The sequence below is a fragment of the Rhizobium rhododendri genome, from assembly GCF_007000325.2.
Classification (GTDB): domain Bacteria; phylum Pseudomonadota; class Alphaproteobacteria; order Rhizobiales; family Rhizobiaceae; genus Rhizobium; species Rhizobium rhododendri.
The window spans coordinates 121,244-140,090 of record NZ_CP117270.1 but is presented as its reverse complement, the minus strand read 5'-3'; the positions used below and the strand labels follow the sequence as shown (position 1 = coordinate 140,090).

Here is an 18,847-nt window from a genome sequence, read left to right as displayed (position 1 = left end):
CTACAGCCCGGGAGCGGTCTTTTGACGGCTCCCGGGCTGTGCTTTCAGTCTCGTTTTAGTGGGTCGCTTCCGGCTTCACGTCCGGTGCTGCGACATCCTCTTCAGGCTTCTTGCCCTTGAAGATCCGCCGTGTCGTGACGAACAGCAACGGAATGAAGAATACGCCGAGGATGGTGGCCGCAAGCATGCCGCCCATGACGCCGATACCGATCGAATTCTGGCTGCCGGAACCTGCGCCACTGGCGATGGCAAGCGGCATCACACCGAGGATAAACGCGAGAGACGTCATCAGGATCGGCCGCAAGCGTTGCCGCGAGGCTTCGAGCGTTCCGTCGATCAGGCTCTTGCCATTTTTCTGCTGCTCCAGCGCGAACTCGACGATCAGAATGGCGTTTTTGGCGGCCAGGCCGATCGTCGTCAGCAGGCCGACCTTGAAGTACACGTCATTCGACTGACCGAAGAGGGTCGCCGCCAAAAGGGCCCCGAAGATGCCGACCGGCACCGACAGCATGACAGCGAGCGGGATCGACCAGCTCTCGTACAAGGCTGCAAGCGCCAGGAAGACCACAAGGATCGAGATGGCGTAAAGCTTGCTCGCCTGGCTGCCTGACAACTCTTCCTGCTCGGACAATCCTGTCCATTCCAGGCGGAAGCCAGGTGGCAACTGCGACACCAGCTTGTTGACTTCGTTCATCGCATCACCGGAGCTGACCCCCGGCGCTGCAGCACCTTGGATCTCGACTGCGGAAGAGCCGTTATATCGCTCGAGACGAGGAGAACCGAAGCTCCAGCTTCCCGTGGCAAAAGCTGAGAACGGCACCATGGAGCCTTCGGAATTTCGAACATACCAGCGATCGAAATCCTCAGGCTGCATCCGGAAATCCGCATCGGCCTGAACATAGACCTGTTTGACGCGGCCCCTGTCGATGAAGTCGTTGACGTAGCTGCCGCCCCAGGCGGTTGCCAGCGTGGTGTCGATGTCGGCTAGCGAGATATCCAGTGCGCTCGCCTTTTCCTGGTCGATCTCCACCTGATACTGCGGCTGATCCTCCTGGCCGTTCGGTCGGGTACCGACCAAGAGCGGGCTTTTGGACGCCATGCCGAGCAGCTGGTTGCGGGCTGCCATCAACTTCTCATGGCCTTGGCCGTTGACGTCTTGGAGGTAGAAGTCAAACCCGCTGGAAGAGCCGAAACCGGGAATAGCCGGTGGCGCCAACGCGAAGACGCTACCGTCCTTGATTTTCGAAAACGCCCCCATGGCGCGACCAGCAATTGCCTGGGCCTTGGATTGCGGAGTCGTGCGGGACGCGAAATCCTTCAGCTTGATGAAGGCGAGACCGATGTTCTGCCCCTGGCCACCGAAGCCAAAGCCGGCAACGGCAAAGACGCCGTCCACATAGTCTTTCTCGGTATTCAGATAATAATCGCGCACCTGTCCCAGCACTTCCTTAGCGCGGGCATCGGTGGCTCCCGGTGGCAAGGTGACGCTGGTGATCAGGATGCCCTGGTCTTCGTCCGGCAGGAACGAGCTCGGCAGACGCGTGAACAGAAAGCCGACACCGACGACGATCAGCACGAATACGACGAGGCCGACCCAGCTGCGCCGGATAATGCCGCCGACGCCGCGCTGATAGGCATGGCTGCCGCGATCGAAATTGCGGTTGAACCAGCCAAATACGCCCTTGGTCTTCGAACCGTGCTTCGGCTTGCGCAACAGAGTGGCGCAAAGTGCCGGCGTCAGGATAAGCGCGACGATGACCGAGAGGATCATGGCCGACACGATGGTCACGGAGAACTGGCGGTAGATGACGCCGACGGAGCCCGCGAAGAACGCCATCGGGATGAACACAGCCGATAGCACAGTCGCGATACCGACAAGCGCGCCGGTGATTTCGCCCATCGACTTGATCGTCGCATCGCGTGGGGAAAGGTCTTCCTCTTCCATCACGCGCTCGACGTTTTCAACCACGACGATGGCATCGTCGACGAGCAGGCCGATCGCCAGCACCATCCCGAACATGGTCAAGTTGTTGATCGAGTAGCCGAACAGCGACAGGATGCCGAAGGTTCCGAGCAGCACCACCGGTACAGCAAGCGTCGGGATCAAGGTTGCCCGCAGGTTCTGCAGGAAGACGAACATCACGATGAACACGAGGACGATGGCCTCGATCAGCGTCTTGACCACGTCTTCGATCGACAGCCGCACGAAAGGCGTCGTGTCGTAGGGATAGACGACCTCGACATTGGCCGGCAGCGTCTGCTTCAGGGCGTTGATGGTCGACTCGACCGCTTCAGCGGTGCTGATAGCATTCGCACCGGCTGCAAGCTGGATGGCAAGACCGGCAGACGGATGGCCGTTATATGTGCTCGAGCTTGCGTAGCTCTTTGCGCCGAGTTCGACGCGCGCCACGTCGTTGATGCGGACAAGCGAACCGTTCGGAAGGCTTTTCAGAATGATGTTTTCGAACTGCTGCGGTGTCTGCAGGCGGCTCTTGGCCGTTACAGTTGCGTTCAGTTCCTGGCCCTTGCGCTGCGGCAACGCACCCAGCTGGCCGGCTGCGACCTGGCTGTTCTGGGCTTCGATGGCGGTTGAGACGTCGCTGACCATCAGCTGGTACTTGGCCAGCTTGTCCGGATCGACCCAGATGCGCATGGCGTAGTTAGAACCGAACAGCGTCGTGTCGCCAACGCCCTCTACACGCTTGATCGTATCGTTCAGGGTGCTGTCGACATAGTCGGCCAGATCGTTGGCATTAAGCTTGTCGTCCATCGACACGAAGCCGATAACCATCAGGAAGTTGGAGGTGGATTTCGAGACGGTAATACCGGTGCTGGTAACGGAATTGGGCAGCTGCGACTGGACGAGCGACAGCTTGTTTTGCACCTGAACCTGTGCGGTATCAGGATCGGCGGCATTGGTGAACGTCAGCGAAATCGAGGTCTGACCGGTCGAGGTCGACGTCGAGGTCATGTAGTCCAGGTTATCGATACCTGTCATGCCCTGCTCGATGACCTTGGTCACCGAGTTTTCGACCGTCGACGCATCGGCACCGGTGTAGTTGGCCGTGATGCGCACTGTCGTCGGAGCGATCTGCGGATACTGCGAAATCGACAGTGTCGTGATCGCAAGTGCGCCCGCGAGCATGACGACGATGGCGATGACCCACGCGAAGATGGGGCGGTCGATGAAGAAACGTGACATCGTGCAGCTTACTCCGCGATGCCGCTGGCGGCACCCTTGTCGGTATTTACGAGGCTAGCCTGATCCGTCGACTTTTTCGGGTCAGCCGAAGCCTGCTTGATGTTGCCGGTCGCGTCGTCGATGGTCACCATCGAAACGTTGACGTCCTGCCCATCCTTGACGCGCTGGCCGCCTTCGATGATCACCCGATCGCCGTCCTTCAGGCCTTCGCTGACAAGCCAGCTGTTGCCATAGCTGCGCTGGACGACCAGCGTCCGGGCCTGGACCTTGCCTTCGGGCGTCACGAACATTGCTGTCGGTTCGCCTTTGGTGTTGCGAGCCACGGCGCGCTGCGGAACGAGGAAGCTGTTCGGAGCCACACCCTCTTCGATATTCGCCCGCACGTACATGCCGGGCAGAAGAGTGCGGTCCGGGTTGGGGAAGATAACCCGGACGCTGATCGTGCCGACGGTTTCAGCCACAGTTGCGTTGGCAAACTGGAACTTGCCCGTTTCCTTGTAGGTCGAGCCGTCTTCCAGCGTCAGGTGCACGGCAACATTGTCGCCGCTGGTCTTCAGGCGGCCTTCGTCGACAGCCCGGCGGAATTTCAACAGGTTGGTGCTTGACTGCGTCACATCGACATTCATCGGATCGAGCTTGTTGATCGTCGTCAGCGCTGTCGTCTGGTCGGCAGTCACGAGCGCGCCGACGGTAACGGTGGATGCATCGACGCGACCGTCGATCGGAGCGCGGATCTTCGTATAGTCGAGATTGATGCGGGCGGTTTCAAGTGAGGCCTGGGCCGACGCGACGTCTGCCTTCGCCTGCAACAGTGTCGAGTTGGCGTCGTCGAAATCCTGCTGGCTGACAGCATTCTGCTGGCTCAAACCCTTGTAGCGATCGACCTTCGCCTGCGCGCTGGGAAGTGCACCCTGCGCCTTCTGAAGCGCCGCCACGGCGCTGTCGTAGGATGCCTGATAAGGCCTGGGGTCGATCTCGTACAGGATATCGCCCTGCTTGACTTCGCTGCCTTCCTTGAAGTTTCGGCTGCGAATGATGCCGCCGACCTGCGGGCGCACGTCTGCCGTCAGGTAGGCGGAGGTTCTTCCCGGCAGTTCCGCCGTAATCGCGACGGATTGCGGGTGCAGCACTATCGCGGAAACCTCGGGCTTAACCGCCGGCGCGTTGTTCTGTCCGGATTTCTGCTCGTTGCAACCGGCAACCAACAGGGCCATACCAAGGCCAGCCGCAGCGAGCGCAACTACCCTGCCAATCGACGCGCTCCGGCCCCGGGCCGTCGGAGCAGACGAGCGTTGCGACACATGCGAAGAGGAGGCGGAGTTTTGCACGTTGCGGTTTCCAGTCCTGTTATTTACAGTACGACACGGTATGGCAAATATATCTGTAGCCGTTAATGTCAATTGCTCCCGGAGTTTGTCAATGAAAAATCAGACTCAAGGAACGGTTGCTGCAGAAGCTGTCCGTCGCCCGCGTGGCCGTCCGCAGACTGCAAGCGACGACACACGGCGCAGGATGATCATTGCCGAGGCTCGCAGCACCTTCCACCAGATGGGTTACGCCGGTACGACAATGGATCTGGTCGCAATGCGCTGCAAAGTCTCCAAGCAGACACTCTACAAGCTTTTTTCCAGCAAGACAGAGCTTTTCATGGCGATGATCGACCTTCATCGCGCATCGATGGTGGCACTTCCGCGCGACGAGACAGAGACACTGCCGCTGATGGAAACGCTTGAGCAAATCTTCATGATCGACATCGATGAGGAGGTCGACAGGGATCGCCAGGCGTTCATTCACTTTATCGTGGGAGAGGCGGAGAGGTTTCCGGAAATCGGCGGGCTGCTGCACAAACACGGCCTGCAGCAATCGCGAACCCTCCTTGCGGAATGGCTGCGGATACAAAACGAACGCGGGCGAATCAGCATCCGGAATACCGAAAGCGGTGCCCGTATGCTGCTCAGCATGGTGATGGGAGCGCTGGCTCCCATGCCGGGCAATCTAGACCACTGGCCAAGCCGCGAGGCGAGAAACGAACATCTACGCTGTTGTTTCGAAGTCTTCCTCAAGGGCGCGCTGCCGCGCCCTTGAGGAAGCTATGCGGACGGATCAGTGGCGCTGCGCCATGGCGCAGACCTCGTCGTCCATTTCGCCCATCAGAGACTTTGGATCACGGGCCGCATACATTTCCTGCAGCACGGCGCCAAGCGCCAGATCCAGGCACCAGACTGGAAACTCGGCATTCATTCCCTTGGCGCTCTCGCGGGCATAGGTGATGAGCCGCGCAATCGATGCCAGTTCCTTTAGGGTGTCGGAATCGATCTCTCTGTTTTCATTAGGAAGTATCGTTGTCATTGCTGCCCCACATGCGCTGCCGAAGTTGTTCGCATTCCGCGGTTTCTATAGCGCAGACACTGGACATTGGCGCGTGACAACAGCCGTGACACAGCGTTTGGGTGCGGCTCATTTTTAGTTACAACTTTAAAAGGAATTTATAGATGAGAGACTCGCCAATACGCCTGTAAAGGCATGTGGTGTTATCAAAAAAAACGCACGCCCTGATTTCATAGGGCGCGCGTTCTGGATCAGCTCAGCGGTCAAACGACCGTGCGTTCAATGGTGCAGTGTAATGGGAGCTTCTGTCGTCACAGCGACTGCTGCCGGTGCGGCTTCGGATGCGTCGGCAAGGGATGTCACGAGCGTCAGGATTGACTGGCGAATGCCGGCGTCACCGATTTTCATAAAAGCCTTGTTCAATCCCAGCCCCTCTTTCGAGGTCAGGAATTCGGAGAGGTCGTCGAGGCCGTTCAAGTGCCCGATGCCATCCGTCGTGATGGACTGGGAATTGTCCTGCTGGAAGAAAAAGCTGACCTGGATCGCCAAAACGCCGGCAATTGTCTGCAGCCTGCTGGCACCAATGCGGTTGGTGCCTTTTTCGTATTTCTGGACCTGCTGGAATGTAACGCCGATCTGGTCGGCAAGCCTCTCCTGGCTCATACCCAGCATCAGGCGTCGCATACGAACTCGTGAGCCGACGTAAATGTCGATTGGGTTTGGTACTTTTGCAGTCACTGCACAGTCTCCTGGATCAAAAGGCGATGACAACCCTAACATTCAGCCACTTGGAATGCTCAGGAAAACGCTGCGGTACGATATATGCCAAATTTGTTCGAAAAACGACACCTGTTGCGTAAAAAACGCGCTCTGTATGCAAATTTCACAAACCGCATATATTTTGATCAGCGAGCGCAGCGCCTATCGGGGCTGGATAGCCGAGGATGAGCGGCAGTTTCGAACCGGGCAGCTGGGATTGTCGCTGGTCGGAACATAGGCGCTGGCGGCATAGGATCCGAAGTCGCATTTGGCGCTGTCTGTTACGTAACGATCATAGACCTGTATGTTGCTGCGGCGCGAAGAATAGCGCAGCAGGACTGCCTTTTCCCTGGCAATAATCTGCTGCACGTCGCCGCATGTACGGTCCGTGGAGATGTAGCGCGATATCGCCAGCGCGGGGGAGGCGAGGCAAAGCAGGGCCAAGGCTGCAAGCGCAATTTTCATGTTTGTCCCTCTTCGGTCGTCAGCAATATATTCGGTCTAGCGCTTTCGCGCAGGCATCGCGAGTAAAGATTACGGGATGTGTCGCGTAAGTTTTCCACTGAAAGCGGAATGAAAGGTTGGAGCGCTAAGTTGCAGACGCATCGTGGAGGAGCCCATGCCCGACAAGGGCTGAGAACGGTGCCAACAACAGGAGGAGATATTCCATGCGTTCCAACGCATTTTTTCATTGCGTCGCCCTTTCCGCCATCATGGCCGCTGCATCGCTCGGCGCAACCACCGCTGCAAAGGCTGCTGACAAGATCACCATCATGGTCGGCGGTTTCGAAAAGCAGATCTACCTGCCGGCCAAGCTGACGGAAGCACTCGGCTACTTCAAGGACGAAGGCCTCGATGTGGAGCTGCTGAACGAAGCGGCCGGCGTCGACGCCGAGAACCAGCTGCTGGCCGGCGCCGTTCAGGGCGTGGTCGGTTTCTACGACCATTGCGTCGACCTGCAGGCGAAGGGCAAGTTCGTGGAATCCCTCGTGCAGTTCAGCCAGGCGCCCGGCGAAGTCGAGCTCGTGTCGACCAAGCATCCCGAAATCAAGTCGCCAGCCGATTTCAAGGGCAAGAACCTCGGCGTCACCGGCCTCGGCTCGTCGACCAATTTCCTGACGCTGTACATGGCATCCAAGGCAGGCCTGAAGCCGGGCGACGTTGTCACCATTCCTGTCGGCGCCGGCGGCACGTTTATCGCCGCGATGCAGCAGGACCAGATCCAGGCCGGCATGACCACCGAGCCGACAATTTCGCGCATGCTTAAGACAGACGAGGCGAAGATCCTTGTCGACATGCGTACCGTCGAATCGACTCGCGCCGCCCTAGGCGGCACCTATCCGGCAGCCTCGTTTTATATGGAGAATGCGTGGATCGACAGCCACAAGGAAGAGGCCCAGAAGCTGGCCAACGCCTTCGTCAAGACGCTGCGTTTCATCAACACCCATTCTGCAGCCGAGATCGCCGACAAGATGCCGAAGGATTTCTACGTCGGCGACAAGGACGGCTACATCAAGGCGCTCGAGGCCGGCAAGGGCATGTTCACGCCTGATGGCGTGATGCCGGAAGATGGTCCGAAGACAGTCCTGACCGTGCTCTCGGAGTTCTCGAAGAACGTCAAGGGCAAGCAGATCGACCTGTCGAAGACGTACACGACGGAATACGTCAAGAACGTCAAGTAAACGCTTTTGCCCGCTTCCGGCAGACATCGGAAGCGGTCCATCGATCGTCCGGGGCAAGGCGTGCACGCCCCTAGACAGGCACGCACCAGGTATGAAAATGCAACAGGATAACGCCCAGGGACCGGCGATCGAGCTGATCAATGTCAGCCGGCGCTTCGTCTCGCCGACCGGCAAGTCGCTGACGGCACTTCGCGATTTCAACATGACCGTGGAACGCGGCGAATTCGTCGCCGTCGTCGGCCCGACAGGCTGCGGAAAGTCAACGACCCTCAATCTCGTAACCGGCCTTAACAAGCCGAGCGCCGGCGAAGTCCGCCTGATGGGCGGTCCGGTCGACGGCATCGATCCGCGCGTCGGCTTCGTCTTCCAGACGGATGCGCTGTTTCCGTGGAAGAACGTCATAGACAACGTCATGGCCGGGCCGCTGTTTCGCGGCAAGTCGAAGGCGGAAGCCGAGCGCCTCGCCAAGGACTGGCTGGCACGCGTCGGTCTCACCCGCTTCCTGCACCATTATCCCCACCAGCTTTCAGGCGGCATGCGCAAGCGCGTCTCGCTGGCCCAGACCTTCATCAACGAGCCGGAAATCCTGTTGATGGACGAGCCCTTCTCGGCGCTCGACGTGCAGACACGCACCGTCATGCATGAAGAACTGCTGAAGCTTTGGGCCGAACGCAAGGCGTCCGTCGTCTTCGTCACCCACGATCTCGAGGAGGCCGTGGCGCTGGCCGACAAGGTCTACGTGCTGACAGCAGGACCGGCGACGGTCAAGTCGGTCTACAAGATCGATCTGCCGCGTCCCCGCGTCGTCTCGGAAATCCGCTACGAGCAGACCTTCATCGATTATTGCAAGACCATCTGGGAGGATCTCCGCCAGGAGGTCGAGACCAGCTATAGCCGCGCCAGCGAAGCAGCCTGAGGGAGGATCGGATCATGTCAATCACCACACTCGAAACCGGCATCGCGCCGATTTTCCGCGCCGGCACCTCGGATGCCGAGATCGAAGCAGCAGCGCTGAAGCTAATCGCCCGGCGCAAGCAGCTTGTCCTCTTCTGGCAGATCGCCATTCTCGTCATAACGATCGCGCTCTGGGAACTGACGTCACGTTTCAACATAATTGACCCGTTCTTCTATTCCAGTCCGAGCTCCATCGCCTCGCGCCTCTACGAATGGGCGACCGAGGGCACGACCGAAGGTTCGCTCTGGTACAATCTCTGGGTCACCATGGAAGAAGCCCTTATCGGCTTCTTCGCAGGCTCGATCACCGGCGTCCTCGTCGGCGTCGGCCTTGGCCGCAACCGGTTCCTGGCCGACATCTTCTCGGTCTATATCAAGGCGATCAACTCGATCCCACGCGTCGTGCTTGCCCCGATCTTCATCATGATCATGGGCCTCGGCCTTGCGTCGAAGGTAGCGCTCGCATTCATCATGGTGTTTTTCGTAGTTTTCGCCAACGCCTTCCAGGGCGTGCGTGAAGCCGACCGCAACATGATTGCCAATGCCCGCATCCTCGGCGCCTCCGACTGGCAGGTAACACGGGAAGTGATCGTGCCATCGGCGATGAGCTGGATCTTCGCCAGCCTGCATGTGTCCTTCGGCTTCGCGATCATCGGCGCCATCGTCGGCGAATTCGTCGGTGCGCGCTACGGCATCGGCCAGTTGATCTCGATTGCCAAGGGCACCTTCGATGCCGCCGGCATGTTTGCTGCAATCATCCTCGTTATGTTCGTCACACTGATTGCCGAGTTCATCATGACGATGGTCGAGAACCGACTGGCCAAGTGGCGGCCACAGCAACATATGGATGCCCAATAGGCATCAGATCTTCCTATCTATCCAGAAAGGGCCGGGCTCCAACCCGGCCTTTTCTATGGCAGGACGACTGCCAGCGGCAGGCGAATGGTGACCAGCAGACCACCCGCCGAAGCCTCGCTGAGTTCGACCGTGCCGCCAGCGCCGTCAACGACCTCGCGCACGATGGCCAGGCCGAGACCGCTTCCTTCCGATTCAGTGCCCATCACCCTGTAAAACCTTTCGAACACCGGTCCACGCTCCGATTCCGCGATGCCTGGACCGTCGTCCTCGACCGTCAGGATCGCCGTCGCACCATCGCGCTGCACGCAAACGGTGACGACGCCGCCCTCGCGACAGCCGTAACGCAACGCATTGTCGACCAGATTGACCAGCATCTCGCGCAGCATCGTGCCGTCGCCCTCGACATGCACTGGCCCTTCGGCCTCCAGGCCCAGATCGATGTGACGGCGCAGCGCTTCCTCCGCCTGGCTTTCCAGCACCTGACGAGCAGTGGCGGCGAGATCGATGACATCGCTGCGTGGGCGTCGACTGCCGGGCTCGGCGCGCGACAGCGTCAGCAGCTGGCTGGCAAGGCGCGTTACCTGTCGGGTGCTCAAACGCAACGCCTGCAGCGCCTCGTCGCGCTTCGTCTGGTCGCCTTCACGCGCGGCGACGCTTGCCTGCGTCGAAATCAGCGCCAACGGCGTGCGCAGCTGGTGCGCGGCATTGGAGACAAACCGGCGCTGGGCCGCCATCTGGTTCTGTACCCGCTCCATATGGTCGTTGAGCGCATGGACGAGGGGTTGCAGCTCGCTCTGCACCATATCGGGCGACAGCGGATCTAGCCGATTGCGACCGCGTTCCCTGACTGCATCGCGCAGCCTGAGCACCGGCGCCAGCCCCCGCTGCAGGCCGATGATCGTTACCAGGCTGGCGATCACCACCAGCGCCAGCTGCTTGGTGAAATCCGAAAGCCAAAGGCGGCGGCGCATGGCGTATTGGCTGTTATGGGTGACGGCCACCGTCACCGAAATGGTCCCGTCCTCGCCGAGACCGACGATCGGGTGGATCAAGGTCATGGCCCGCACCGGATCGCCGCGGAAGACGCCGTCCTCGGCCAGCTGCGGGGCCTTCGGCTGCGGCAGGTCCGGCAGGCCGGCCACAAGGCCGCCCCAGGCGGTGATGACCTGATAGAACACCCGGTCGCCGAAACCGGTATCGAACATCTCGAGTGCTGCCGGCGGGATGTTGGCCTCGACCGTGCCTGATGCATCGACCCGCATCGCCTCGGCGATCACCCGCGTCGCGGCAAGCAGCGTGTGATCGGTGACGAGATCGGCCGTGGCCTCCGCCGACTTGTAGCTTAGATAGAGATTGACGCAGATAACGCCGGCGAGCGTCAGCAACACCCATGTCAGCAGCTGGACGCGCAGACTGTCGCGCAATCTTGCGAATACTCGGGTTGGCCTTGCAAAGAAGCCGGTGTCGCCCTCACTCCGCATGGCGCAACATATAGCCGAGGCCGCGCAGGGTGGCGATCTGGACGCTGCTGCCCTCCAGCTTCTTGCGGACGCGATGCACATAGATCTCGATGGCGCTCGGATCGGCAGCGTCATCAAACCCGAAGACGCTTTCCGACAAGCGGTCCTTGCTGACTGTCACGCCGACCCGCATCACAAGATGCTCCAGAACGGAGTGTTCGCGCGGCGTCAGTGCAAGGAGATCGCCCGCCAGCTTGAACTGGCGCGTCCCGCCGTCGAAGAACAGATCTCCGACGACAATCTCGGGTGCTGCCCGGTCGTGACCGCGGCGCACCAGCGCGCGGATGCGGGCTTCGAGCTCCGGCATCTCAAAGGGCTTTGCGAGGTAGTCGTCAGCGCCGCTATCCAATCCGGCAACGCGACCGTCGAGGCTTGCGTTCGCCGTCAGGATAATGACGGGCACCTTGTTGCCGCCCTGCCGCAGGCGCTTGAGCAGCGTCAAACCATCGAGCTTCGGCAATGAAAGATCGAGAACGACGGCGGCATAAAAGGCAACTTTCAGCGAATGCTCGGCATCTTCGCCATCATGGACGATGTCGACGGCATAATGCGCCTGTCTCAGCGCCTTGCCGAGCCAGGATGCGAGTTCGCGATTGTCTTCGACCAGGAGAATCCTCATCCGGCGACTATAAGGCCAAGCTCGCCATATGACGAGAGCCGGCACCGCTGGCCTGCCTGCCGTCCGAGTTCTAGGACGACACGGCGGGCAGGCTGTCGGCACCGTTGTGAAGCCGGAGCGCCAGCCGCAGCATGAAGGGCATGGGCGTCCACCATCCCGTGGTGAGACCCGCGCGCCGCAGCATGGCCGCAGTCCATGTATTGCAGCCCGCAATCACATTGAAATACCCGTTGGCCTCGTAAAACGCGTCGTAGGGACCGTAGGCGAAGCCATTCAAAACGGAAGGGGCGCCGGCGCTTTCAGCAAAGCTCCGACGTACCGCCTTGCGCAGCTCTGCCATGCCGGCGTCATCGAGATTGACCGTCATGGCATAGGGGCTGCCCACCGGAATTTCTCCGCCGAGTTCCACATGCATGACGGAGCGATCAAGGGTCAGGCTTTTCAGCACTGGAATGGTCTTCAGCTCCGACCATGTCGGCGTCTCCGTGTAGAACGCCCGCCCGCCCCATCCGAAGATGACATAGCGGACACCATCGAGTTTAAAATCGAGACCGGCGGATGGCAGGAAGTCGAACTCGCTGCGAAGTTCGTCATCGACTGGAATGGCGATATCGGTGTGGATAGGGTTGCTGAGGATCAGTATGCGATGGTTTCTGGATGCGTCGGCGACATCTCGGGCAGGCGGGTGGGGTACGAGCACGCCGAGTATGCCGCAAGCAACGACCACACCGGCCAGGATTGCGACGACCCGCAAAAATTTCAAAAGCAAACGCATGACCGTCTCTATCCAGCCCACTCGTCCCGTCAGCGAAACGCTTGTTGCACAGGCGCTCGATAACCTCCAGCACCCTTGGCAGGAGCGCCTTCACCGCAATGAAAAGCCCCGCTCGTGAAAGCGGGGCTGAAGCGGTTGGTATATTTTTCGATCAGGTTTCCGGGCAACCGGGGCGATTGGCGAAGGTGATGCGGTCGAGACCCTCTTCCGTCATGCCTTCGACCACCACGCGGCGATCGGTGACGCGAACGATGCGCGGATGACGGTATCCTTCGTCGCGCGCAGCGGCCATGGCTTCGCGGGGGCTGCACTCGCCGCGTGGGCCGTGGTCGCGGTCCTGGTCACGGATGACCGGACGTATGCCGTTCGGGCCAACCTGGATGTCGAGGTTCTGGGCGCTTGCAATGGTCGCCGAGCCGACGAGAATGCTGCCGGCGAGAGCCAGGCCGAGGCCGGCGATAGAAAGCATCTTGGACATGTTTGAACTCCCTATGCGTATATCGAGCCGATTTCGGCTGAGTATCACAGGGTCTGTAACCCGCCGTTGGAACAAAGGTTCCGATGCAAGGTCACACTTGTTCACTAATTCGTGACTGCAAGGGAGCCTTATTAAATGTCGAAAAGTCGTTCGCGGCCGAGTGGCAGGTCTGCGTCAAGAAATCCGCCCAATCGCTTGCCCTAGCGACGCTGTCGTTGACAACAAGGCGCGCTGCTGCACTGTAGACAGAGGATGATTCAAGGAGACGCTCGTGACCTATAAAGCCAATTCCGTCGAGGCGCGCGATGCCGCCTACCACATGCATTCCTATACGAACGCGCGGAAGAACGAGGCCGAAGGGCCACTGGTCATCGAGCGCGGCGAAGGCATCTATGTCTACGACAACGAGGGCAAGAAATACATCGAAGGCATGTCCGGCCTCTGGTGCGTCGGCGTCGGCTTTGGCGAAAAGCGACTTGTCGAGGCTGCGGCCCGGCAGATGGAGAAGCTGCCCTACTATCACACCTTCACGCAGAAGAGCCACGCACCCTCCGTCGACCTGGCCGAAAAGCTGATCAGCATGGCGCCTGTGCCGATGTCGAAGGCGTACTTCACGAATTCAGGCTCTGAAGCCAACGATACCGTCGTCAAGATGATCCGCTATCGCGCCAATGCGCTGGGCCTTCCCGCCAAGAAGAAGATCATCTCCCGCGTCAAAGGCTATCACGGCGTAACGCTTGCGAGCGCCAGCCTGACGGGACTGCCGAACAACCATCGCTCGTTCGACCTGCCGATGCCGGGTATCCTGCATACGGGCTGCCCGCACTACCGCGTCTTTGCCAAGCCCGGCGAAAGCGAGCTGGCCTTTTCGGCGCGGCTGGCCGCAGAGCTCGAAGAAATCATCATGGCCGAAGGGCCGGAAACGATCGCAGCCTTCATCGGCGAACCGCTGATGGGCGCCGGTGGCGTCATCGTGCCGCCGGAAGGCTACTGGAGCGCCATTCAGGCAGTGCTTGCCAAGCATGACATCCTGCTGATCGCCGACGAGGTGATCTGCGGTTTCGGACGTACCGGCAACATGTTCGGATCGATCACATACGATATGCGCCCCGACATCATGACCCTGTCGAAGCAGCTTTCCTCATCTTACCTGCCGATCTCGGCATTGCTGATCAACGACCGGGTCTACCAGCCGATAGCCGACGAATCCAAAGTCATCGGCACCTTCGGTCATGGCGTGACGGCCGCCGGCCATCCCGTTGCTGCGGCGGTGGCGCTGGAGAACCTGGCGATCATCGAGGAGCGCGATCTGGTTGGCAACGTCCGCGATCTCAGCGGCAACTTCCTGTCGCGCCTCAAGGGCCTGGCCGAACACCCACTGGCAATCGAAGCCCGTGGCGCCGGCCTGATCGGTGCGCTGGAGCTTGCGCCCCGCGAAGGCTTTGCACCCGGCATGCTCGGACCGAAACTGTTTGCCATCCTGCAGAACAACGGACTGATTGCCAGGGCCATCGGCGATTCGCTGGCGCTGTGCCCGCCGATGATCACCACGCAGAGCCAGATCAACGATATCTTCGACATCTTCGAGCGCTCGATCGAAGAGTTCCAGACGGAACTGTCGACCCACTGATTTAGCCTCCGTACCCTCTCTTTCTGTCGACGATCGCCCTGATGGTCGACAGAAGGGCGAGCGCGTGCGCACGGACAGCAGCCAAGACCAGGATGGAATGATGAAACGCCTACTGATTGCCGAAGGCAGCGAAGAGCTGGCTGCCCTCTTCAAAGCGGCACTTCCCGCCCACGAGATCCTCATCGACATGCCGCAGCTGGGCGAAGCGCCGATCGACTATCTCGTCGTCGGCCGTCCGAAGGCCGGCCTGATGGTCGCATTGCCGGAGGTGAAGCTTATCCTCAGCCTTAACGCAGGCATCGAGCACCTGCTGCGTTCCGGCGAAATCGCCGAGAAGACGCCGATCGTGCGGATGGTGGACGATGGGCTGGCGGAAGGGATGACGGAATGGGTACTGGCAGAGGCGCTGTCCTGGCACCGCAACATCCGCCTCTACGAACGGTTCCAGCGCGAATTGCGCTGGCAGCCGCAAGCCGAAAAGCTGGCCCATGAGCGCATCGTGACCATCCTCGGCGCCGGTGCATTGGGAACACCCGTTGCGAGGCACTTCGTCGCCTTCGGGTTCAAGACGCGCGTCTGGAGCCGCAGCGGCCGCACTGTCGAGGGTGCGCAATCCTTTGCCGGCAGGGATAGCCTGGTGGCTGCAGTCACCGGCGCCGATGTTCTCGTCAATCTTTTACCCCTGACGTCAGAGACGGAAAACATCGTCGGTTCCGACCTGTTCAACGCCCAGGCCAGAGGTGGCTTTTTCATCAACGGCGCGCGAGGCGGCCATGTCGTCGATGCCGACCTGGTTGCTGCCGTCGACAGCGGCCAGCTCAGCGGCGCCGTCCTCGACGTCTTCCGCATCGAGCCGTTGCCCGAGAGCGATCCATTCTGGCGACATCCCGATATCCGGGTCAGCCCGCATGTGGCGGCGCCCACCCATCCGCGCATCGCCGTACTGGAAATAGCCCGCAACGTCATGCGTTTCGAGCGCGGCGAGGCCATTCCGCACCTGGTCGACAAGACGCGCGGCTACTGACGCGCCGGAGCAATGCGGGCCGGAAATAGCGCTGCAGCATACCCATCCCGTTTATGTGGATGAATGAGCAATATTTTCCAAGTCGCGGCCAGCGATGCCAATCCATACCTCGTATCGCGAGGTGGGTTGGCATAATTTTGCGGCATAGTTCAGAATTTCCCGGGGGTTTTCATGTATCGGTCCTTGATGTTCGGCGCAGCCTTGGCTGCTGCTCTTTCCGGCGCGGCTATGGCCGAAACGCCGGACAAGATCCTCAACGCATCCTACGATGTTTCCCGCGAGCTTTTCGTCGCGGTCAACAAGGCATTCGTCGCCAAATACAAGGCCGACACCGGCCGGGACATCACGGTCAAGCAGTCCCATGCCGGATCTTCCGCACAAGCGCGTGCCGTCATCGAGGGACTGGATGCCGACGTGGTGACGTTCAACCAGGTGACCGATATTGACCACCTCGCCGAAAAGGGCGCTGTATCCGCGGATTGGAAGCAGCAGTTTCCGAACGGCGCCTCGCCCTTCTACTCCTTTCCGTCCTTCCTGGTGCGGGCCGGCAACCCGAAGAACATCAAGAACTGGGACGATCTGGTGCGTGACGACGTCAAGGTCGTCTTTCCCAACCCGAAGACATCGGGCAATGCCCGCTACACCTATCTTGCCGCCGTCGCCTTCGCCAAGCAGGCCTATGGCAACGATGATGCGAAGGTGGCTGCCTTCGCCAAGAAGCTGTTCAGCAACGTACCGGTCTTCGACACCGGCGGTCGCGCTGCAACAACCACCTTCGTCGAACGCGACATCGGCGACGTGCTGGTGACATTCGAGGCGGAGACGCGCGGTATCGCCAAACAGTTCGGCGCCGACAAGGTCGCCGTGGTGACGCCCGCAGTCAGCCTGCTGGCGGAATTCCCGGTCGCCATCGTCAACAAGGTCGTCGACAAGCGTGGCTCCCGCGACGTAGCCAAATCCTACCTCGACTTTCTCTACACAGGCGATGGCCAGCGGATCCTGGCGCAAAACGGCAACCGCGTGAACGATCCCGCCGTCACCGCCGAGTTCAAGGCCGATTTCCCCGACGTCAAGCTGCTGAAGGTCGAAGACGTCTTTGGCTCATGGGACAAGGTTCAGAAAGAATATTTCGCGGACGGCGGCCTGCTCGACCAGTCGTTCGGCAAGCACTGATAGACCTCCAGAACGAACAAACCCGCCGGGCGACCGGCGGGTTTGTCATGACTGCCTGCAGTAGCCGATCAAGGAATGATCTGCATTACCTTGCGGCTTGAGGGCTCAACGATCACCCGCTGGTTGTTGACGATCGCATAGGCGTAATTCGCATTGTCCGGCACCGGCACCAGGATCACATGCGACGAGAGCGCCTGCCCAACGACCACGGGCTCCTCGACAAGTGCTGTCAACACCGGGTTAGGCTGCCCCTCGACAAACGAGACCACCGCACCCGGAGGCGCAGCCATCGTCTCGACACCAGCCGCACCCGCACCGGATGCACTCGCTGCGTAGCCGATAACGGTAAGAGTTGTAAGCGCAAGAGCGCCTGAGACTATCAAGGCCTTAACCATCGTATGCTCTCCAAAATGGAATTGTCATAACGAGAACGGTTGTGGAGCCCTGTACGTTCCACCCCGGACGCTCAGGAGCCATCACGCTTTGCGATGGCTGTTATGGGAGGTGAAGGAGGGGGTGGCGCGGGAGTCTCGGGTGAGCGCGATCGGCCAACAGCGGCCATTAGCCCGTCCCATCAGGGAAATGGACTCCCCGATCCATGTTCGAGAACCGAGATGTGGCTAACCATAGTGCCAATGCCCCAAGGCTAAACGTTGCTCCCAGCGCGCTGACACCTGACCAATCAAAACGGGCATAGATCGCTGTCGTTGCAATTGCCCCGACCGCACTGCCGACTGAGTAGAAGACCATGTAGCCTCCGATCAGACGACCGCTCTTTTGCAAATTCAAGGCTACGATGATGCTCAGGCTGGTGACATGCACCGCCTGAACTGCCAGATCGAGTAAAACCACTCCAATCAGCAGTATTGGAATTGAAACTGGAAGAAAGGCGATCCAGCCCCAGGATATCAGCAGGAGCAACAGGGAAATTCCCGTTGTCCAATGGGCATGTCCTCGGTCGGCCAGCTTGCCCGCATATGTCGAAGCAACCGCGCCTGCCAGCCCGACGAGGCCGAACAGACCGACTTGGGTATGGCTGTAGGAGAAAGGTTGATTTGTAAGGGGAAGAACGAGCGCTGTCCAAAACGTGCTGAACGCAGCAAAAATGAGCAGTGCGAGGATGCCTCGGATAAGCAGTACCGGTTCACGCAGGATCATGATCGGCACCGAGCTGACCGCAGAAATGTAGGTTTCTGACCTCTGTTCAGGATGATGTGAAGGCAAGGCCCGCAAGAGAAGGCAGACCATCAACAGGGTAAGCGTTGCAGACAGCATGTAGACCGCACGCCAACCGCCGAGGTCGGCCACCGAACCAGCAATGGATCGTGCGGCAAGAATGCCCATCACGATGCCACTTGTGACCGTACCGATAACCTTGCCTCGCTGGGCAACCGTTGCCAACGCGGCGGCGTATCCGACAAGAACCTGTGCGACCACAGCCAGAAGCCCCATGGCGGCCATGCCAGAAAACAGGATTGTCTCCGTCCGGGCTGTCGCCACGACCATCAGGACAATTGCTGAAAGGACGCCCTGGCCGACGATAAGGCATCGACGGTCAAAAAGATCGCCAATCGGTACGATGAAGATTAAGCCCAGTCCGTAGCCAATCTGCGTGAGCGTGACGATAGATCCAGTGGCCGCGGATGACATCCCAAAATCAAGTGCCATGATATCGAGCAGTGGCTGGGCATAATAGACATTCGCCACGCTTAGACCCGCGGATGCTGCGACGATCAATGTCTGCGTGGTTGACAAGCCCTTAACCTGTTGTCCGAGTGCCGCGTAGGTCGATCCGTCTTCCATCTTGCAATCCTCTGCATGAATTCAATCCTGTTGTTCATGAGA

Annotated in this window: 18 protein-coding genes; 7 read left to right on the top strand and 11 right to left on the bottom strand. The window is 59.9% G+C overall.

Annotated features, from left to right (window positions below):
• Positions 1–55 precede the first annotated feature (55 nt).
• Both PR018_RS27430 and PR018_RS27425 read right to left on the bottom strand, forming a co-directional pair.
• The gene (locus tag PR018_RS27430; RefSeq protein ID WP_142825060.1) at positions 56–3,202 is read right to left on the bottom strand and encodes an efflux RND transporter permease subunit; all 3,147 of its coding nucleotides are present in this window, start codon (positions 3,200–3,202) and stop codon (positions 56–58) included.
• Positions 3,203–3,210: 8 nt separating this feature from the next.
• A complete protein-coding gene (locus PR018_RS27425; protein WP_142825059.1) occupies positions 3,211–4,416 on the bottom strand; it encodes an efflux RND transporter periplasmic adaptor subunit in 1,206 nt (401 codons plus the stop codon).
• 205 nt (positions 4,417–4,621) lie between these two features.
• On the opposite strand from PR018_RS27425, the gene PR018_RS27420 reads away from it, so the two are divergent.
• Complete coding sequence (locus PR018_RS27420; protein WP_142825058.1) at positions 4,622–5,287, top strand: TetR/AcrR family transcriptional regulator; 666 nt, start codon at positions 4,622–4,624, stop codon at positions 5,285–5,287.
• A gap of 18 nt (positions 5,288–5,305) precedes the next feature.
• Here the strand turns inward: PR018_RS27420 and PR018_RS27415 are convergent, their stop codons facing one another.
• The 3 genes from PR018_RS27415 to PR018_RS27405 all read right to left on the bottom strand — a co-directional run bounded on the left by PR018_RS27415 (position 5,306) and on the right by PR018_RS27405 (position 6,754).
• On the bottom strand, positions 5,306–5,551 hold the full coding sequence (locus PR018_RS27415) for a hypothetical protein (RefSeq protein ID WP_142825057.1): 246 nt from the start codon (positions 5,549–5,551) through the stop codon (positions 5,306–5,308).
• A gap of 258 nt (positions 5,552–5,809) precedes the next feature.
• Positions 5,810–6,268, bottom strand: coding sequence for a helix-turn-helix domain-containing protein (locus tag PR018_RS27410; RefSeq protein WP_111221020.1), 459 nt, complete (start codon positions 6,266–6,268; stop codon positions 5,810–5,812).
• Positions 6,269–6,451: 183 nt separating this feature from the next.
• Complete coding sequence (locus PR018_RS27405) at positions 6,452–6,754, bottom strand: hypothetical protein (protein ID WP_142825056.1); 303 nt, start codon at positions 6,752–6,754, stop codon at positions 6,452–6,454.
• A 203-nt stretch (positions 6,755–6,957) separates the two neighbouring features.
• Here PR018_RS27405 and PR018_RS27400 point away from each other — a divergent pair, with 203 nt between their 5' ends.
• The 3 genes from PR018_RS27400 (at position 6,958) to PR018_RS27390 (ending at position 9,783) form a co-directional block, all read left to right on the top strand.
• A complete protein-coding gene (locus tag PR018_RS27400; RefSeq protein ID WP_142825055.1) occupies positions 6,958–7,971 on the top strand; it encodes an ABC transporter substrate-binding protein in 1,014 nt (337 codons plus the stop codon).
• 97 nt (positions 7,972–8,068) lie between these two features.
• The gene (locus PR018_RS27395) at positions 8,069–8,887 is read left to right on the top strand and encodes an ABC transporter ATP-binding protein (RefSeq protein ID WP_142825054.1); all 819 of its coding nucleotides are present in this window, start codon (positions 8,069–8,071) and stop codon (positions 8,885–8,887) included.
• 14 nt (positions 8,888–8,901) lie between these two features.
• Entirely contained in the window at positions 8,902–9,783 is an 882-nt protein-coding gene (locus PR018_RS27390) for an ABC transporter permease (RefSeq protein WP_142825053.1), read from the top strand.
• A 53-nt stretch (positions 9,784–9,836) separates the two neighbouring features.
• On the opposite strand, the gene PR018_RS27385 is transcribed toward PR018_RS27390, so the two are convergent.
• From PR018_RS27385 to PR018_RS27370, 4 genes are all read right to left on the bottom strand, one after another.
• A complete protein-coding gene (locus PR018_RS27385) occupies positions 9,837–11,264 on the bottom strand; it encodes a sensor histidine kinase (protein ID WP_142829412.1) in 1,428 nt (475 codons plus the stop codon).
• Positions 11,254–11,922, bottom strand: coding sequence for a response regulator (locus PR018_RS27380; RefSeq protein ID WP_111221015.1), 669 nt, complete (start codon positions 11,920–11,922; stop codon positions 11,254–11,256). Before PR018_RS27380 ends, PR018_RS27385 begins: the two co-directional genes overlap by 11 nt.
• A 70-nt stretch (positions 11,923–11,992) precedes the next feature.
• Positions 11,993–12,697 carry a TIGR02117 family protein gene (locus PR018_RS27375; protein WP_142825051.1) on the bottom strand — a complete coding sequence of 235 codons (705 nt, stop codon included), beginning with the start codon at positions 12,695–12,697 and terminating at the stop codon, positions 11,993–11,995.
• Positions 12,698–12,848: 151 nt separating this feature from the next.
• A complete protein-coding gene (locus PR018_RS27370; RefSeq protein ID WP_142825050.1) occupies positions 12,849–13,175 on the bottom strand; it encodes a hypothetical protein in 327 nt (108 codons plus the stop codon).
• A gap of 271 nt (positions 13,176–13,446) precedes the next feature.
• Here PR018_RS27370 and PR018_RS27365 point away from each other — a divergent pair, with 271 nt between their 5' ends.
• The 3 genes from PR018_RS27365 to PR018_RS27355 all read left to right on the top strand — a co-directional run bounded on the left by PR018_RS27365 (position 13,447) and on the right by PR018_RS27355 (position 17,002).
• A complete protein-coding gene (locus PR018_RS27365) occupies positions 13,447–14,805 on the top strand; it encodes an aspartate aminotransferase family protein (protein ID WP_142825049.1) in 1,359 nt (452 codons plus the stop codon).
• Between the two features lie 100 nt (positions 14,806–14,905).
• Entirely contained in the window at positions 14,906–15,829 is a 924-nt protein-coding gene (locus PR018_RS27360) for a 2-hydroxyacid dehydrogenase (protein ID WP_161990950.1), read from the top strand.
• A gap of 171 nt (positions 15,830–16,000) precedes the next feature.
• Positions 16,001–17,002, top strand: a complete 1,002-nt coding sequence (locus PR018_RS27355) for a sulfate ABC transporter substrate-binding protein (RefSeq protein WP_142825047.1) — start codon at positions 16,001–16,003, stop codon at positions 17,000–17,002.
• Positions 17,003–17,070: 68 nt separating this feature from the next.
• Here the strand turns inward: PR018_RS27355 and PR018_RS27350 are convergent, their stop codons facing one another.
• Positions 17,071–17,397: a DUF1236 domain-containing protein gene (locus PR018_RS27350; RefSeq protein WP_142829414.1), complete on the bottom strand. Its 327-nt coding sequence runs from the start codon at positions 17,395–17,397 to the stop codon at positions 17,071–17,073.
• 166 nt (positions 17,398–17,563) lie between these two features.
• Positions 17,564–18,805: an MFS transporter gene (locus tag PR018_RS27345; protein ID WP_142825045.1), complete on the bottom strand. Its 1,242-nt coding sequence runs from the start codon at positions 18,803–18,805 to the stop codon at positions 17,564–17,566.
• Positions 18,806–18,847: the final 42 nt, after the last annotated feature.

Coding starts and splice junctions, on each gene's coding strand:
- PR018_RS27430 (WP_142825060.1), bottom strand. CDS start 3,202: ATGTCACGTTTCTTCATCGACCGCCCCATCTTCGCGTGGGTCATCGCC.
- PR018_RS27425 (WP_142825059.1), bottom strand. CDS start 4,416: ATGGCCCTGTTGGTTGCCGGTTGCAACGAGCAGAAATCCGGACAGAAC.
- PR018_RS27420 (WP_142825058.1), top strand. CDS start 4,622: ATGAAAAATCAGACTCAAGGAACGGTTGCTGCAGAAGCTGTCCGTCGC.
- PR018_RS27415 (WP_142825057.1), bottom strand. CDS start 5,551: ATGACAACGATACTTCCTAATGAAAACAGAGAGATCGATTCCGACACC.
- PR018_RS27405 (WP_142825056.1), bottom strand. CDS start 6,754: ATGAAAATTGCGCTTGCAGCCTTGGCCCTGCTTTGCCTCGCCTCCCCC.
- PR018_RS27400 (WP_142825055.1), top strand. CDS start 6,958: ATGCGTTCCAACGCATTTTTTCATTGCGTCGCCCTTTCCGCCATCATG.
- PR018_RS27395 (WP_142825054.1), top strand. CDS start 8,069: ATGCAACAGGATAACGCCCAGGGACCGGCGATCGAGCTGATCAATGTC.
- PR018_RS27390 (WP_142825053.1), top strand. CDS start 8,902: ATGTCAATCACCACACTCGAAACCGGCATCGCGCCGATTTTCCGCGCC.
- PR018_RS27385 (WP_142829412.1), bottom strand. CDS start 11,264: ATGCGGAGTGAGGGCGACACCGGCTTCTTTGCAAGGCCAACCCGAGTA.
- PR018_RS27380 (WP_111221015.1), bottom strand. CDS start 11,922: ATGAGGATTCTCCTGGTCGAAGACAATCGCGAACTCGCATCCTGGCTC.
- PR018_RS27375 (WP_142825051.1), bottom strand. CDS start 12,697: ATGCGTTTGCTTTTGAAATTTTTGCGGGTCGTCGCAATCCTGGCCGGT.
- PR018_RS27370 (WP_142825050.1), bottom strand. CDS start 13,175: ATGTCCAAGATGCTTTCTATCGCCGGCCTCGGCCTGGCTCTCGCCGGC.
- PR018_RS27360 (WP_161990950.1), top strand. CDS start 14,906: ATGAAACGCCTACTGATTGCCGAAGGCAGCGAAGAGCTGGCTGCCCTC.
- PR018_RS27355 (WP_142825047.1), top strand. CDS start 16,001: ATGTATCGGTCCTTGATGTTCGGCGCAGCCTTGGCTGCTGCTCTTTCC.
- PR018_RS27350 (WP_142829414.1), bottom strand. CDS start 17,397: ATGGTTAAGGCCTTGATAGTCTCAGGCGCTCTTGCGCTTACAACTCTT.
- PR018_RS27345 (WP_142825045.1), bottom strand. CDS start 18,805: ATGGAAGACGGATCGACCTACGCGGCACTCGGACAACAGGTTAAGGGC.